Annotated in this window: 14 protein-coding genes; 6 read left to right on the plus strand and 8 right to left on the minus strand. The window is 71.9% G+C overall.

The features are described 5' to 3' along the window. Positions 1-7: 7 nt before the first annotated feature. Complete coding sequence (locus JI742_RS11955) at positions 8-304, plus strand: hypothetical protein (protein WP_201827165.1); 297 nt, start codon at positions 8-10, stop codon at positions 302-304. Positions 305-345: 41 nt separating this feature from the next. Here the strand turns inward: JI742_RS11955 and JI742_RS11960 are convergent, their stop codons facing one another. The 7 genes from JI742_RS11960 to JI742_RS11990 form a co-directional block, all read right to left on the minus strand. Next, positions 346-1,626: an NAD(P)/FAD-dependent oxidoreductase gene (locus JI742_RS11960; protein WP_201827167.1), complete on the minus strand. Its 1,281-nt coding sequence runs from the start codon at positions 1,624-1,626 to the stop codon at positions 346-348. 17 nt (positions 1,627-1,643) lie between these two features. Continuing rightward, positions 1,644-1,991 (minus strand): c-type cytochrome, encoded by a 348-nt coding sequence (locus tag JI742_RS11965; RefSeq protein WP_201827169.1) that lies wholly within the window; start codon positions 1,989-1,991, stop codon positions 1,644-1,646. Positions 1,992-2,189: 198 nt separating this feature from the next. Next, complete coding sequence (locus JI742_RS11970) at positions 2,190-3,548, minus strand: TolC family outer membrane protein (RefSeq protein ID WP_236677017.1); 1,359 nt, start codon at positions 3,546-3,548, stop codon at positions 2,190-2,192. Positions 3,549-3,606: 58 nt separating this feature from the next. Continuing rightward, positions 3,607-4,257 carry a protein-L-isoaspartate O-methyltransferase family protein gene (locus JI742_RS11975; RefSeq protein WP_201827173.1) on the minus strand — a complete coding sequence of 217 codons (651 nt, stop codon included), beginning with the start codon at positions 4,255-4,257 and terminating at the stop codon, positions 3,607-3,609. A 70-nt stretch (positions 4,258-4,327) separates the two neighbouring features. Next, complete coding sequence (locus JI742_RS11980; RefSeq protein ID WP_201827175.1) at positions 4,328-7,501, minus strand: efflux RND transporter permease subunit; 3,174 nt, start codon at positions 7,499-7,501, stop codon at positions 4,328-4,330. Between the two features lie 2 nt (positions 7,502-7,503). Beyond that, positions 7,504-8,712, minus strand: coding sequence for an efflux RND transporter periplasmic adaptor subunit (locus JI742_RS11985; RefSeq protein WP_201827177.1), 1,209 nt, complete (start codon positions 8,710-8,712; stop codon positions 7,504-7,506). Beyond that, the gene (locus tag JI742_RS11990) at positions 8,709-9,428 is read right to left on the minus strand and encodes a TetR/AcrR family transcriptional regulator (RefSeq protein WP_236677018.1); all 720 of its coding nucleotides are present in this window, start codon (positions 9,426-9,428) and stop codon (positions 8,709-8,711) included. The genes JI742_RS11985 and JI742_RS11990 overlap by 4 nt, the downstream gene beginning before the upstream one ends. A 197-nt stretch (positions 9,429-9,625) precedes the next feature. On the opposite strand from JI742_RS11990, the gene JI742_RS11995 reads away from it, so the two are divergent. From JI742_RS11995 to phaR, 4 genes are all read left to right on the plus strand, one after another. After that, a complete protein-coding gene (locus JI742_RS11995) occupies positions 9,626-11,035 on the plus strand; it encodes an efflux RND transporter periplasmic adaptor subunit (protein WP_201827179.1) in 1,410 nt (469 codons plus the stop codon). An 8-nt stretch (positions 11,036-11,043) separates the two neighbouring features. Further along, complete coding sequence (locus tag JI742_RS12000) at positions 11,044-11,796, plus strand: ABC transporter ATP-binding protein (RefSeq protein WP_201827181.1); 753 nt, start codon at positions 11,044-11,046, stop codon at positions 11,794-11,796. Next, positions 11,793-13,025, plus strand: coding sequence for an ABC transporter permease (locus JI742_RS12005; RefSeq protein WP_201827183.1), 1,233 nt, complete (start codon positions 11,793-11,795; stop codon positions 13,023-13,025). Before JI742_RS12000 ends, JI742_RS12005 begins: the two co-directional genes overlap by 4 nt. A gap of 67 nt (positions 13,026-13,092) precedes the next feature. Continuing rightward, the gene (phaR, locus tag JI742_RS12010) at positions 13,093-13,731 is read left to right on the plus strand and encodes a polyhydroxyalkanoate synthesis repressor PhaR (protein ID WP_201827186.1); all 639 of its coding nucleotides are present in this window, start codon (positions 13,093-13,095) and stop codon (positions 13,729-13,731) included. Between the two features lie 21 nt (positions 13,732-13,752). On the opposite strand, the gene JI742_RS12015 is transcribed toward phaR, so the two are convergent. Then, entirely contained in the window at positions 13,753-14,274 is a 522-nt protein-coding gene (locus tag JI742_RS12015) for an SRPBCC family protein (protein WP_201827188.1), read from the minus strand. Positions 14,275-14,465: 191 nt separating this feature from the next. Here JI742_RS12015 and rimO point away from each other — a divergent pair, with 191 nt between their 5' ends. Next, on the plus strand, positions 14,466-15,872 hold the full coding sequence (rimO, locus tag JI742_RS12020; protein ID WP_201827190.1) for a 30S ribosomal protein S12 methylthiotransferase RimO: 1,407 nt from the start codon (positions 14,466-14,468) through the stop codon (positions 15,870-15,872). Positions 15,873-15,883 lie beyond the last annotated feature (11 nt).

Raw genomic sequence — 15,883 nt, forward strand, 5'->3', positions numbered from 1 at the left:
TCAGCCCATGCTGGATCTGCTTGCGGCCCTGGGCCGAACCCTCTTGCGCGTGATCGCCCTGCTTCTGGGCCTGGCCTTCGGCCTGGGCCTGCTGCTCATGGGCCTGTGCATCGCGCTGATCGTGATCGCCTGGAGCCTGCTGCGCGGCCGGCGGCCGGAGGTGCAGTGGACCGCCCACCGCCAGCGGGCAGGCGCAGCCTTCCGCCGCGGCTTTGGCCGGCCGGCCTCGGCCGAGGACATCGTCGATGTCGAACTGCGTGAGGTGCGCGAACCGCGCGAGGACACGCAACTGCCGCCGCGCTGAACGCAGGCCTCCCGGCCCGCGCCCGGCGCGGCGGGCGACCTTCAGGCCAGCATGTCCGACCAGATGTTGCGCGCCCAGCCCAGGGCGTAGGAAGCTTCCAGCTCGTTGCGCCCAGCCGAGACGCCGCCCGAGCCGGCGACCGTCTTGAAGGTCTTCTCGGCGGCTTCGTAGCGGTGCACGCTGGCGACGTGGATGACTTCCTTGTCGCCGACGAAGCTGTAGCAGGTGTTGGTGAGCATCGGCACCGGATTGATCTCCAGGCCCGAGAGCTCGGCCACCACCGCGGCCGCCGCAACCTTGGCATGGCTGTTGGCCATGTGACCGCTCTTGGGCATCAGCGGAGCGACCTGGATCGAGTCGCCGAGCACATGGATGTCCTTGGCCGCGGTCGACTCGAAGGTCTGGTAGTTCACATTGCACCAGCGGCCGTTGCTGTTGGCCAGGCCGGAGTCCACCGCGATCTTGCCGGCGCGCATCTGCGGCAGCACGTTGAGCACATCGGCCTTCACGTCTTCCTGCACGTCGAACTTGACGGTGTTGGTCTTGGCATCGACAGCCACGGCCTTGTGCTGGCCGCGGAACTCGACCATGCCGGGATAGAGCTCGTTCCAGGCCTTCTTGAACAGCGGGCCCTTGGAGGTCACGTCCTGGTTGGCATCGAGGATCAGCACCTTGCTCTTGGGCTTGGCGCGCTTGAAGTAGGCCGCGACCATGCTGGCGCGCTCGTAGGGGCCGGGCGGGCAGCGGTAGGGGGCCTCGGGCACGGTGATCGCGTAGGTGCCGCCGTCGGGCATGGCTTCGAGCTGCTTGCGCAGCGCCATCGTCTCGGGGCCGGCCTTCCAGGCTTGCAGGATGGTGCCGGCCTGCTGGGCCGCGGCCAGGCCCTCGATCTTGTCGAACTGCAAGTCGATGCCGGGCGAGAGGATCAGCTTGTCGTAGCGGATGCTGCTGCCCGAGGCCAGGCGCACGGTCTTGGCTTGGGCGTCGATGCCGGCGGCGTAGTCGCGCACCACGGTCACGCCATGGGACTTGCCCAGGGCGCCGTAGCCGGTGGTCAGGTCGTCCAGGCCCTTGAGGCCGGAGACGACGAGGTTGGAGATCGGGCAACTGACGAAGGCCGCATTCGGCTCGATCAGCACCACCTCCAGGCCCTGGTTCGACAGCAGGCGCACGTACTTGGCAGCGGTGGCGCCGCCGTAGCCGCCACCGATGACGACCACGCGGGCGCTGGTCGGCACGCTGGCGCAGCCGCTCAGGCCGGGGATCAGGGTGGCGAGCAGGCCACCGGCCGCAGCACCTTGGAGAAGACGACGACGTTGCATGGTGGGAGGCCTCCGGCTCACTGGGTGGGCAGGGCGGCGAAGTAGCCGGCCACTGCGTCGATCTGGGCGTCGGTGTAGCCCTTGGTCAACTGGTGCATCACGGTCGCGGGGCGCTTGCCGTCGCGGAAGGCCGTGAGCTGCTCGACGATGTAGGTCTTGCCGAGGCCGGCCAGGTTGACCATCGATTCGCCCGACACGGCACGGCCGTCGGTGCCATGGCAGTTGGCGCAGGTGGCAGCCAGGCTGCGCAGGTGCAGCCGCGCCGACTCGGCGGACTGGGCCTGGGCGCTGCCGAGGGTGAAGACACCGAGTGCGGCCGCGGCAAGCAGCGAACGCAGGGGATGGGTGGGGATGGCAAGGGGCATGAAACAAGCTCCAGACGATAGATCAGCCGACATTGATATATCTTGGCATGCGGGTTCCCGGCGACCCCCGAGGGTTAACGCCGGTCTGGTTTGCAAGGCCAGGGTCAGGCTGCACGGGTGGGCTTCGGGCGTGCAGGGTCGGCCAGCCCGCCGGTGGCAGCTTCCCGCCCCGGGGCCGCGCGCAGCGCCCGCGCGGGTTCAGGGCTGCAAGCGCTTGGCGATCTCGCCCAGGTCGTCCGCGCCCAGGGCGCCGGCCGCCTGGCGCAGGCGCAACTGGCCCAGCAACACGTCGTAACGCGCCCGGGCCAGGTTGGCCTGGGTGGTGTAGAGCTGGGTCTGCGCATTGAGCACGTCAAGGTTGACGCGCACCCCGACCCGGTAGCCCACCTGCGTGGCCTCCAGCGCCAGGCGGCTGGAGGCCTCGGCCGCCTCCAGCGCGCTGACCTGGGCCTCGGCCGACAGCAGGGTGAAATAGGCCTGCCGCGTGGTCTGGGCCAGGTTGCGGCGGACGTCCTCAAGCTCCTGCCGGGTGCGCTCGCTGAGCGAGACCGTCTCGCGCACCCGCGCATCGACCCGGCCGCCAGTGAACACCGGCCAGTTGAACTGCAAGCCCACGCTGGCCGTGGTGGTGGTGCCCACGCCGAAGGTGCCCGCAGCCGTACCGGTGTTGCGCGATTTGCCGTAGCTGCCGATCAGGTCCAGCGTGGGCTGCACGCCGCTGCGGGCGAGCCGGGTTTCCAGCTCGGCCACCTCCAGCGCCAGCCGGGCGCGCCGCACCGCGGGCGAGGATTCGCTGCGCGCAGCCCATTGCTCCACCTCGCCCGGCTTGAGCGAAGGCAGGCGTGCCGGCTGCTGCAGCGGGCGGGGCTGCACCCCCTCGCGGCCGACGAGCTGGTCCAGCGCGATCTGCGCCGTGCGCAGGGTGTTCTCGGCCGCCAGCCGCTGGGCGATGGCCAGGTCGCGGCGGGACTGCGCCTCGCGGGTGTCGGTGATGGTGGCCGTGCCGACCTCGAAATTGCGCTGCGCGGAGGCCAGTTGCTCGCCGATCGCCGCCTCGTTCTGGCGGGCGGTGGTCAGCGTGTCCTGCGCGGCCAGCACCGCGAAGTAGGCGTCGGACAGGCGCAGGATCAGGTCCTGCTCGGCATCTTCGAGCTGGGTCTGGGCGACCAGCAGATTGCGCTGCGCCTGCTCGATCTGCACCGTGCTGGCCGGGTTGATCAGCGGCTGGGTGGCGCTGAGCTGGGCATTGGGCCGGGTGTTGTAGATGGTCTCGTCACGGCCCGGCGCGTCGGTGGCGCTGCGGTTGATCGAGGCCGACACCGCGGCGCTGGGCCGGCGCAGCGCGCTGGCCTGGTCGAGGCGGTGGCGGGCGGCCTCGGCGCTGGCGCGGGCGGCCAGGGTGCGGGCGTCATAGGCCTGGGCGACGGCATGCAGCTCTTGCAGGCTCTGGGCCGGGGCATTCGCAAGCAGGCCCAGCCACAGCAGCCCGCCGATCCCGATCCGGCCGCAGGACAGACGCTTGCGCGCACCGGAGATCGTGGGCATCGGGAAGGGCATCGGCTCGGGTCCTTGGGGATCGGCAAGAGGCAGCGCCGCGGGGCGGCCGCTGCCGGGTTCAGAAACGGAAGGCCGACGGTTCGGGAAAGCCCACCAGCCGCGGCGCCACGGTGTCGAAGATCTCCTCGCGGTCGTAGGCCTCGGGACCGCGGCGGGTGACCAGCAGGGCGCGCATCACCGGCTGCGTGCCGACGATGGCCACCAGCCGGCCGCCGATGCGCAGCGAGGCCAGCAGGGCCGCCGGCAGCTCGGCCACCGAGCCCGAGAGCACGATGGCGTCGAAGCTCTCGCCGGGCACGCCCTGCGAGCCATCGGCGCAGCGCACCTCGGCATGGAGCACGGCCGCGCGCTGAAGGTTCATTCGGGCCCGCTCGGCCAGGGCCGGGCGGATCTCCAGGCTCAGCACCAACTGGGCCTTGTGCGCCAGCAGCGCAGCCATGTGGCCCGAGCCGGCGCCGATCTCCAGCACCCGCTCGTGCTTGCCCAGGTTCAGGGCCTGAAGCAGGCGGGCCTCGACCTTGGGCGCCAGCATGGACTGGCCCTCGGGCAGCGGCACTTCCAGGTCCATGAAGGCCAGGCCGCGGTGCTCGTGCGGAACGAAATCCTCGCGCTTGACCACGGCCAGCAGGCCGAGCACCGAGCTGTCCAGCACATCCCAGGGCCGGATCTGCTGCTCGATCATGTTGAAGCGGGCGTGTTCGACATTCATGGTGGAAGGGGCGAACCAAGAGTTGCGGGATTCTAGGAGCGGGCTTTCCCGGGGCGCTGGCGCGGGGGTCTCAGGCCGCATCGGGCGCCGGGCGGCGCAGGCGACGGGCCAGGCATTCGCCCAGGCGGTCGAGGTAGACATAGACCACCGGCACCACCACCAGGGTCAGCAGCGAGGAGGTGATGACGCCGCCGATCACCGCCTGGCCCATGGGCGCGCGCTGCTCGGCGCCCTCGCTGAGCGCAAAGGCCAGGGGCAGCATGCCGAAGATCATCGCCAGCGTGGTCATCAGGATGGGCCGCAGCCGCACCCGGGCGGCCAGCAGCAGGGCGGCTTCGCGGTCCAGCGGCCGGGCGGGCTCGCCCTCGGCCGCCACCTCGCCGCGGCGGGCGCGGTTGGCGAAGTCAACCAGCAGGATGGCGTTCTTCGTCACCAGGCCCATCAGCATGACGATGCCGATGACCGAGAACATGTTCATCGTCGAGTTGAAGAGCAGCAGCGCCCCGACCACGCCGATCAGCGTCAGCGGCAGCGAGCTCATCAGCGCCAGCGGCTGCAGGAAGCTGCGGAACTGCGAGGCCAGGATCATGTAGATGAAGATCACCGCCAGCAGCAGCGCGCCGATGGCATAGCCGAAGCTCTCCTGCATGTCCTGCGTGGCCCCGCCGAAGCGCCAGCGCGCGCCGGGCGGCAGGTCCAGCCCGGCCATGAGCTGGCGGATGTCGGCCGAGACCTCGCCCAGCGCCCGGCCGGCCACGTTGGCGGTGATCTCCAGCTCGCGGTTCAGGTCGCGGCGGTTGATCTGGGTGGGGCCCAGGCCGGGGCGCAGCTCGGCCACCTGGTCGAGCCGCACCAGGCGCGGGCTGCCGTCGGCCTCGCTGCCGACGACGAGGCGGATGCGGCCCAGGTCCTCCAGGCTGTCGCGCGCCTCGGACGCCAGGCGCAGGCGCACGTCGTAGCTCTGGCCATCGCGCGCCCGCCAGTCGCCGACGATCTCGCCGGCCACCAGCAGGCGCAGGCTGTCGGTGAGCTGGCCGACCGACAGGCCGAGCGCGGCGGCCACATCACGCCGCACCCGCACGTCGACGGTGGGCCGCTCGGTCTTGAGGCTGCTGTCGAGATCGACCACGCCCGGGATGCGGGCCATGGCCTCCAGCAACTGCGGGTTCACGCGGCGCAGCAGGTCCAGGTCGTCGGACTGCAGCGAGAGCGAGATCGGCTTGGCGCCGCCCACCGCATCGAGCAGGCCGACCTGGGTGACGGTGATGCCCGCCACCTCGGCCAGCCGGGCGCGGATCGGGCCGGCGAGCTGGTCGGCGCTGCGGCTGCGGCTGCGTCGATCGCTCAGCCGCACCAGCACCGTGACCTGGTGGCTGCCCTGGGCCTGGCCGCTGTTGATCGTCGCCAGGGTCTGGCGCACCTCGGGGAAGCTGCGCAGCACGGCTTCGACCGCCTCGGTGCGCTGCTCGGTCAGCGCCAGCGCGGTGCCCGGCGGGGTGTTGAAGCTGACATAGGTTTCGCCGAAATCGGCGCGCGGCACGAATTCCGTGCCCAGCCGGCCGGCCAGCAGCACGGCCAGCACCATGCTGGCCAGGGCCAGCAGCAGGGTCAGGCGCTTGTGGCGCAGGGCGCGGGCCAGCAGGCGCTCGTAGCCCCGGGCGCTGGCTTGCAGGCCGCGCTCGATGCGCCCGCTCAGGCCATGCAGGCCGCGCCGCAGCCAGCCGCCGCGCGCCGCGGCCGCGGCCGTGCCGCGGCGGTCGATCGCCGGGTCGTGCCAGACGCTCGACAGCATGGGGTCGAGGGTGAAGCTCACGAACATCGAGATCAGCACCGCCACCACCAGGGTCAGGCCGAACTCGTGGAAGAACTTGCCGATGATGCCGCCCATGAAGCCCACGGGCAGGAAGACGGCAACGATGGACAGCGTCGTCGCCAACACGGCCAGGCCGATCTCCTCGGTGCCGTCCAGCGCCGCCTGGCGGGGCGACTTGCCCATCTGCACATGGCGCACGATGTTCTCGCGCACGACGATGGCATCGTCGATCAGCAGGCCCACGCACAGGCTCAGGGCCATCAGCGTCAGCATGTTGATCGAGAAGCCCATGGCCTGCATGAAGGCGAAGCTTCCGATCAGCGCGATCGGCAGGGTCAGGCCGGTGATGACGGTCGAGCGCCAGGAATTGAGGAAGAGGAAGACGATGGCCACCGTCAGCAGCGCGCCCTCGATCAGGGTCTGGCGCACGTTCTTCACCGCCACGCGGATGGGCCGGGCGCCGTCGCGCACCACCTCCACCGTCATGCCCGGCGGCAGCTCGGCGCGCAGGGCGGCCAGGCTGCGGTCGAGGCCGTCGACCACCTCGACGGTGTTCACGTCCTGCGACTTCAGCACCTCCAGCGCCAGGGTGCGCACGCCGTTGTAGCGGGCGATGCTCTCGGTCTCCTGCGGCCCGTCGACCACCTCGGCCACCTGGCCCAGGCGCAGGGCCTGGGCACCGCGCTGGGCGACGACGATCTCGCGCAACTGCTCGGGCCGCTCGACCCGGCCCTGGATCTGCACCAGGTCCTCGCGGCTGGCCGAGCGCAGGGCGCCGGCCGGCAGCTCGCGGTTCTCGGTGCGCAGGGCCTGGCGCACGGCCTCCGGCGTCAGGCCATGGGCGGCCAGGGCCTCGGGGTCCAGGCGCACCTGGATCTCGCGCCGCACCGCGCCCACCAGGCTGACCGAGCCGACGCCGCGCACGTTCTCCAGCCGCTTCTTGAGCACCTGGTCGGCATAGTCGCTGAGCGCGACCGGGTCGTGCTGGCCGCCGGGCGCACTCAGCGCCACGGTGTAGATGGGCCGGCTGGCCGGGTCGAAGCGGATGACCCGCGGCTCCTCGACCTCCTCGCGCAGCACCGGGCGCAGCGCGGCCACCTTCTCGCGCACATCCTCGGCGGCGCGGCGGCTCTCGGTGTCCAGGGTGAACTGGATCACGACGATGGACTGGCCCTCGTAGGACCGCGAGCTGAGCTGCTTGATGCCGGCCAGGGTGTTGACCGCCTCCTCGACCTTCTCGGTCACCTCGGCCTCGACGATCTCGGGCGAGGCGCCGGGGTAGGCGATCTGCACGACGACCACCGGAAATTCGATGTCCGGGAACTGGTCGACCTTCAGGCGTTGCAGCCCGAACAGGCCCAGCACCACCAGCGCCAGCATCACCATGGTCGCAAGGACCGGGTTGGCGATGGAGACGCGGGTGAACCACATGCTCAGCGCGCTCCGGTTGAGGATGCGGCCGGGGCGGCAGCCGCGGCCGGCGTCTCGAAGCGCACTGTCGTGCCGCCACGCACCCCGCCCACGCTGCCGGCCAGCACGCGCAGCGGCGCGCCGACGGGCGCGGGCGGCAGGCCTTCGACGATCTCGACCAGGGCTTCGCCGCCGGCGGCGCCTTCCTGGCCGCGCCGGCCGGTCTTGACGCTGGCCTCGACCAGGCGGTCGCCGTCGATCCACAGCACGCGCGGCGGGCTGCGGTCGCTGCGCAGCGCCGACAGCGGCAGGGCGAAGGCCGTCTCGCGGGCCAGCTCGATCTGGCCGCTGACGAAGAGTCCGTGACGCAGCGCCGGATGCGGCTCCAGCGCCAGGTAGGCAATGGCCGAGCGGGTGGCCGGGTCGGCCGCCGGGTTGAGGCGGACCAGCCGCGCCGGCAGCTTCTGCGCCAAACCTTCGACCTGCAGGAGCGCCGGGGCGCCGAGCTTCAGTTCGGACAGGGCCTGGGGCGGCACGGCAACCACGGCCTCGATGCGGCGCAGATCGACGATCTCGACCACCCGGGCATCCAGCGCCAGGCGCTCGCCGGGCTGGGCCAAGCGCTGCGAGACCTGGCCGCCGATGGGCGCGCGCAGCAGCGCATCCTCAAGCTGGCGGCGCGACAGGTCGGCAGCCGCCTGGGCGGCCTGCAGCGCGGCGCGGGCCGCGGCGGCATTGGCGACCGAGGTGTCGAGCGCATTGCGCGAAATGAAGCCCTGGCCGACCAGGGCGCGGTTGCTCTCCAGCGCGGTCTCGGCGATCTGGAGCTGGGCGGCGGCCTGGCCGGCCTGCTCCTCGGCCTGGCGCAGGCGCAGGCGGCTGTCGCGCTCGTCGATGCGGCCGATCACCTGGCCGGCGCGGACGGTGTCGCCTTCGCGCACGTCCAGGCGCAGCAGCTCGCCGGCCAGGCGGGCCTTGACCAAGGCGGTGTCGACGGCTTGCAACGGGCCGGACACGTCGAGGCTGCGCACCAGCTCGCGCGGCCTGGCCTCGACCCAGTCACCGGGCTGCAAGCGCAGCACGGCCGCCGCGGGGGCGGAGGCCGCGGTCGCCGCCGTGCCCGACGGGGTCGCGGGCTTGCAGGCGGCAAGCAGCAGGCCCAGGGCCAGGCTGGCGGCCAGCCGCAGGCCGGGGCGCCGCAGGGCGGCGCGGCAGCGGGGCGCGGCGCTCACGCGGGCCGCCGATCGGCGTCGGACGGGGCGGCGGCGGGCCGGCACAGGCCGTCGAGCATCAGCTCGGCGACGCGCTCGACCACCTCGGCCGGATCGACCGGCGAGCCGAGCTGCGGGCAGCTTGTCGCGGTGTGGCGCTGCATCACGAGGAAAAGCATGGGGGCCATCAGGGCGGCGATCGTGCTTTCGACCGGCATGGGGCGGAACTCGCCCCGGGCCATGCCGCGCTCCAGCACCGCGCGCCATAGGCTGCGGGCCGGCTGGATCACCTCGGCCTCGTAGAAGCTGGCGAGCTCGGGGAAGTTGCCCGCCTCGGACATCATCAACCGGCAGATGCCGCCGCAGCTTGCCTCGCCGGCATTGGCCCACCACTCGCGCAGCATCAGGCGCAGCAGCTCGGCGCTGCTGCCCTCGAAGCGCAGCACGCGGTCCATGCTTTCGGCGATTTCGCGCGAGATGTTCTGCGCGATCACGGCCTTGAGCAGGTCTTCCTTGCTGGGGTAGTAGAGGTAGAGCGTGCCCTTGGACACGCCGGCGCGCTCGGCCACTTCCTCGGTGCGGGTGGCAGCGAAGCCCTTCTCGACAAAGAGCGCCAGGGCGGCGTCGAGCAGCTCCTGCGGGCGGGCGGCCTTGCGCCGCTGGCGGGCCGGCATGCCTTCGGCGGCTCGCTCCGCAGCGGGCTGCGAGGCGGCGGACGGTGGGGCGGACAGGCTCATGGGGACGGGACAGTCTCAAGATGTGGCGGCACAAGGCGACCACCGGCTGACGATTTACTGACTATTTGGTCAGTATGGTGCCCTGCGCGCCGGCCGGGGTCAAACCGTCATGCTTGCGGCCCAGGGCCGCGCAGGGTCAAGCCGGCGGGGGGGCTTGCAGGGGCTTCCTAGAATGGACCGACCATGAAAGGCCGTGCATGAGGAGCTGGACCGCGAAGTTGGGAGGCCTGTTGCTGCTGGTCGCCCTGGGGCTTGCCGCATGGTGGGCCTGGCCCGGCCCCGCCGGCCCGGTGACGGACTGGCGCACGGCAGCCGTCGAGCGCGGCCCCCTGGAAGCGGTGGTCTCGGCCACCGGCACCGTTAATCCGGTGTTGTCGGTGAACGTCGGCAGCCAGGTGTCCGGCCAGCTCGCCGAGGTGCGGGCCGACTTCAACACCGAGGTGCGCGAGGGCGAGGTCATCGCCCGCATCGACCCCAAGACCTTCGAGCTGCGGGTGCAGCAGGCCCGTGCCGACCTGGAAGCCGCCAAGGCCCAGGCCGGCACCGCCCTGGCCGGCGTGGCTGCCGCCGAGGCCAATGCCGCCCGCGCCCGGCTGGAAGCGCAGAACGCTGAGCGCGACCTGGCCCGCCGCCGCGGCCTGCTCGACCAGGGCTTCATCTCGCCGGCCGAATTCGACACCGCCGCCAACCTGGCCGCCACCCTGGCCGAGGCCGCCCGCGCCGCCGAGGCGCAGACCGGCGTCGCCCGCGCCCAGGCCGACAGCGCGCGGGCTGCGATCCGCCAGCGCGAATCGGTGGTGGCCTCGGCCGAGGTCGACCTGGGCCGCACGGTGATCCGCTCGCCCGTCAATGGCGTGGTCATCAAGCGCAGCGTCAGCGTCGGCCAGACGGTGGCCGCCAGCCTGCAAGCGCCCGAGCTGTTCATCATCGCCCGCAACCTGCGCGACATGCAGGTCGAGGTCTCGGTCGACGAGGCCGACATCGGCCGCGTGCAGCCCGGCCAGGCGGCCAGCTTCACCGTCGACACCTACCCCGACCAGACCCATCTGGGCGAGGTGGCCCAGGTGCGCAAATCGGCCAACAACGTGCAGAACGTCATCACCTACACGGCGGTGGTGCGCTTTGCCAATCCCGACGGCCGCTTGCTGCCCGGCATGACGGCCAATGTGCGCATCGCCACCGACCGCCGCGATGCCGCGCTGAAAGTGCCCAATGCCGCGCTGCGGGTGAAGGTGCCCAAGGCGCTGCTGCCGCCTGTCGCCTCCTCGGCCGGCGCCTCGGCCCCGGCCCGGCCCGGCCGTGCCGAGCGCCCACCGGCCGAGCCGAGCCGCGGCAGCCTGAACCGCGGCCGCGTCTGGCGCCTGCTGCCCGACGGCACGCCGCAGGAAGTGCGCGTGCGCCTGGGCCTGAGCGACGGCAGCAGCACCGAGGTGCTGCCCATCGAGCCGGCCCCGCCCGGCGCCCCGGCGCCGCTGCAGGAAGGCGATGCCGTGCTGGTGGCCTCGCCGCCCGCGCCGGAGAACGCGCCCGGCCTGCTCAACCAGCTCTTCGGCGGCCAGGCCGCGCAGGCGCCCCAGCCGGCCGGCGCGCCGCGGGTGCGCTTCTGAGCCCGGCCATGGCCCTGATCGAGCTGCGCGGCATCGGCAAGGTCTACCGCCCGCCCGGCGGCAGCGCCGAGCAGACCGTGCATGCCCTGCGCGAGGTGAACCTCGACATCGAGGCCGGCGAATTCGTCGCGATCATGGGCAGCTCGGGCTCGGGCAAGAGCACGCTGATGAACCTGATCGGCGCGCTCGACCAGCCCAGCAGCGGCCACTACCGCTTGGACGGCGAGGCGGTCGAGCACCTGTCCGGCGAAGCCCTGGCCACGCTGCGCAACCGCCGCATCGGCTTTGTCTTCCAGCAGTTCAACTTGCTGCCGCGCACCACGGCGCTGGAGAACGTCGAGCTGCCGCTGGTCTATGCCGGCGTCGCGCCGGCCGCGCGGCGCGAGCGGGCGCGAGCCTGCCTGGAGATGGTCGGCCTCGGCGCGCGCGCCGATCACACGCCGGCCCAGCTCTCGGGCGGCCAGCAGCAGCGGGTGGCGATCGCTCGCGCCCTGGTCAACCGCCCCAGCCTGCTGCTGGCCGACGAGCCGACCGGCGCGCTCGACAGCGCAACCTCCGAAGAGGTCATGCGCCTGCTCGCCCGGCTCAATGCCGAGGGCATCACCCTGGTGCTGGTCACGCATGAGACCGACATCGCCGCCTGGGCGCGGCGCATGCTCGTCGTGCGCGATGGCCGGCTGGTCGAGGACCGCGCCCTGCCGCCGCACGACCCGGCGGCCGGCGCGCAGGCCGCAGCGGCTTCCGCGGGGCTCAAGGCATGAGCCTGTGGGCCGCCTTCCGCGCCGCCTGGCGCGCGCTGCAGGCCAACTGGCTTCGCAGCGCGCTGACCATGCTGGGCATCGTGATCGGCGTGGCCGCCGTCATCACCCTGGTGGCGATCGGCGGCGGCGCGCAGGCGCGGGTGGCCGAGCACATCCGCTCGGTCGGCGCCAACCTGCTGCTGATCGTGCCGGGCGCGCTCAACACCGGCGGCGTGCGCGGCGGCGCGGCCACCAGCCCGCGGCTGACCGAGGACGATGCCCGCGCCATCGCCCGCGAGGTGCAGGGCGTGGCCGTGGCCAGCCCCTCGGTCTCGGGCAATGTGCAGGTGGTGGCCGGCAATGCCAACTGGGCGACGCGGGCGCATGGCATCGGATTCGGCCACCTGGAGGCACGCGACTGGCCGCTGGCCGAGGGCCGCATGTTCGACGTCGGCGAGATGAACGGCTCGGCCAAGGTCGCGATCCTCGGCCGCACGGTGGCGCGCGAGCTGTTCGGCGAGGAATCGCCCATCGGCCGCAGCCTGCGCGTGAACCAGGTGCCGATGCGCATCATCGGCGTGCTCGACCGCAAGGGCCAGAACGCCAGCGGCGAGGACCAGGACGACACCGTGCTGCTGCCGATCTCCACCTTCCGCAACCGCATCCACCGCTGGCTGGCCGGGCCGCAGAAGCGTGTCTACGTGATCAGCGTCAAGGTCGAGGAAGGCTGGAGCTTCGACAGCGTGCAGCAGGAAATCGCCAGCCTGCTGCGCCAGCGCTACAAGCTGCAAGCCGGCGAGCCCGACAGCTTCGTGCTGCGCAACCTCAGCGAGGTGCTGGAGGCCGAGCAGGCCTCGGGCCGGGTGATGACGCTGATGCTGGCCGCGGTGGCCGGCGTGAGCCTGCTGGTGGGCGGCATCGGCATCATGAACATCATGCTGGTGAGCGTGACCGAGCGCACCCGCGAGATCGGCCTGCGCATGGCCGTGGGCGCGCGCAGCCGCGACATCCTGGCGCAGTTCCTGATCGAGGCGGTGGTGCTCAGCCTGGCCGGCGGCGCGGCCGGCATCCTGATCGGCGCCGGGGCCAGCGCGCTGATCGGACAACTGGCCGACTGGCCCATCGTGCTGGGCGGCGGGCCGGTGCTGCTGGCCGTCGGCTTCTCGGCGGCGGTCGGCATGTTCTTCGGCTACTACCCGGCGCGGCGGGCGGCGGCCCTGCTGCCGATCGAGGCCCTGCGTCACGAATGAGCCGGCGCAGGCCGCGGGCGCCGCCCCGGCCCATCCCATAATCGGCCGCCACCCCGAGGAGAGCCCCATGGCGACCACGCGCAAAGCCCGCAGCACCGCACGTCCCGACGAAGAGGCCGGCGAGGACAGCCTGCCGCCCGAGGCCGAAGCCCCCGGCGCCGAGGCCGCCGCAGGCGACCTGCGGGTGCTCAAGAAATACCCCAACCGCCGGCTCTACGACACCCGGATCAGCGGCTACATCACCCTGGCCGATGTGAAGCAGATGGTGCTCGACCATGAGCGCTTCATCGTGCGCGACGCCAAGACCGGCGAGGACCTGACCCGCAGCATCCTGCTGCAGATCATCCTGGAAGAGGAATCGGGCGGCCTGCCCATGTTCAGCGAGCAGATGCTGGCCCAGGTGATCCGCTACTACGGCCACACCATGCAGGGCCTGATGGGCAACTACCTCGAACAGACCATGCAGTCCTTCGTCGAGTTGCAGAACCGCTTTGCCGATCAGCTTCGCGCCGGCGGCCCGCCGCCCGGTGCCGAGGCCTGGGCGCCCTTCATGAACCTGCAGAACCCGCTGATGCAGAACCTGATGGGCCCCTACCTGGACTCGTCCAAGACCCTGTTCCAGCAGATGCAGGAACAGATGCAGAAGCAGACCGAAACCCTGTTCGGTGGTCGCTTCCCCGGCGCGCCCGGCGGCAGCGGGCGCTGAAGGCGCCGGGCGCCGGCCGGATCAGCGCTCGCTCAGCTTCTTGAGGTTTTCGAGACCGGCCTTGAAGACGCCGGCGATGGCGGCCTTGGCGCTGTCATCGTCCTGGCCGGCGGCCGGGGTCTTGCCCGGGTCCTTGCGCTTGAAGGTGCTGCGCCAGGTGACGACGGTCTTGCCGTCGACGGCCTTCAGGCTCAGCGTGGCCGCGTAGTCGCGCACGGGCAGCACGCTCTCGGTGATCTTGTAGCGCAGGCTGAAGGCCGCGGCGTCGTACTCGGTCAGGATCTCGTCGATCGTGCCGCCGTCCTTCAGGGTGATGCGGCGCGCGGCGCCGACCTGGTTGTTGCTGCCGGCGGTGATCTCGGTCTTGCCCACGGCCGGATGCCAGCCCAGGTCGCCGAAGTTGCCGGCGCGGCTCCAGACCGCCTCGATCGGGGCATTGATCTCGATCGAGTCCTTGTAGCGGATGGTTTCGTCGACCGCCGCCTGGACCAGCCAGGGCAGGGCCAGCATCGTCAGCAGCATCGCGGCACGGGTGAGTTTCATCGGGGTCTCGTGGGAAGTTCTGGGTGGGGAAGGCCGGCCGGCCGCCAGCGCGGCCGGGCGGGGCGCAATCTACCCTGCCCCTGCGTGGGAGGCCTTCCCGCCGGGCCTCAGGACGAACCCGGAGGCCAGCCCAGCCGCAGGCCGCGGACCGTGCACGGCGGCCATGGGCCCGCCTCGGCCAAAATCCCCCGATGCCTGATGCCGACGCCCCCCTCGCCCCCACCCCGGCCCCCGTGGCCGGCCCGACGCCGACCATCGGCTTCGTCAGCCTCGGCTGCCCCAAGGCACTGACCGATGCCGAGCTGATCCTGACCCGGCTCTCGGCCGAGGGCTACCGCACCAGCAAAAGCTATGCGGGCGCCGACCTGGTCATCGTCAACACCTGCGGCTTCATCGACGCGGCCGTGCAGGAAAGCCTGGACGCCATCGGCGAGGCCCTGGCCGAGAACGGCAAGGTGGTGGTCACCGGCTGCCTCGGCGCCAAGGCCGGCGCGGACGGCGGCAACCTGGTTCAGCAGGTCCACCCCAAGGTGCTGGCCGTCACCGGCCCGCATGCCACCGACGAGGTGCTGGACGCCGTCCACGCCCACCTGCCCAAGCCGCACGATCCCTTCATGGACCTGGTGCCCCCGCAGGGCATCAAGCTGACCCCCCGGCACTACGCCTACCTGAAGATCAGCGAAGGCTGCAACCACCGCTGCACCTTCTGCATCATCCCCAGCATGCGCGGCGACCTGGTCAGCCGCCCGATCGGCGATGTGCTGAACGAGGCCCGCGCCCTGTTCGAGGGCGGCGTGAAGGAGCTGCTGGTCGTCAGCCAGGACACCTCGGCCTACGGCGTCGACACCCAGTACCGCACCGGCTTCTGGGATGGCAAGCCGGTCAAGACGCGGCTGCACGACCTGGTCGAGCAGCTCGGCCTGCTGGCCGAGCCCTATGGCGCCTGGGTGCGGCTGCACTATGTCTATCCCTATCCGCATGTCGACGGCGTGCTGCCGCTGATGGCCGGCGGCCGCGTGCTGCCCTATCTGGACGTGCCCTTCCAGCACAGCCACCCGGACGTGCTCAAGCGCATGAAGCGCCCGGCCAGCGGCGAGCGCAACCTGGAGCGCTTGCAGGCCTGGCGCGAGGCCTGCCCGCAGCTCATCGTGCGCTCGACCTTCATCGCCGGCTTCCCCGGCGAGACCGAGGCCGAGTTCCAGCACCTGCTGGACTTCCTGCAGGACGCGCAGATCGACCGCGCCGGCTGCTTCGCCTACTCGCCCGTCACCGGCGCCGCGGCCAATGCCCTGCCCGGCGCCCTGCCGGATGCCCTGCGCGAGGAGCGCCGCGCCCGCTTCATGGCCGTGGCCGAAGCCGTCTCGGCCGCGAAGCTGCAAGCCCGGGTGGGCGCCACCATGCAGGTGCTGGTCGACCAGGCCAAGGCCCTGGGCAAGCAGGGCGGCCTGGGCCGCACGTATGCCGATGCGCCGGAGATCGACGGCGTGGTCCACCTGCTGCCGCCGGCCAAGGCCAGCAAGAGCTACAAGGTCGGCGACTTCGTGAAGGCGCGCATCGTGTCCACCCGCGGGCACGACCTGGTCGGCGAGATCGTCTGAACCGCGCCTGC

The organism is Piscinibacter lacus (genome assembly GCF_016735685.1).
GTDB classification, from domain to species: Bacteria; Pseudomonadota; Gammaproteobacteria; order Burkholderiales; family Burkholderiaceae_C; genus Aquariibacter; species Aquariibacter lacus.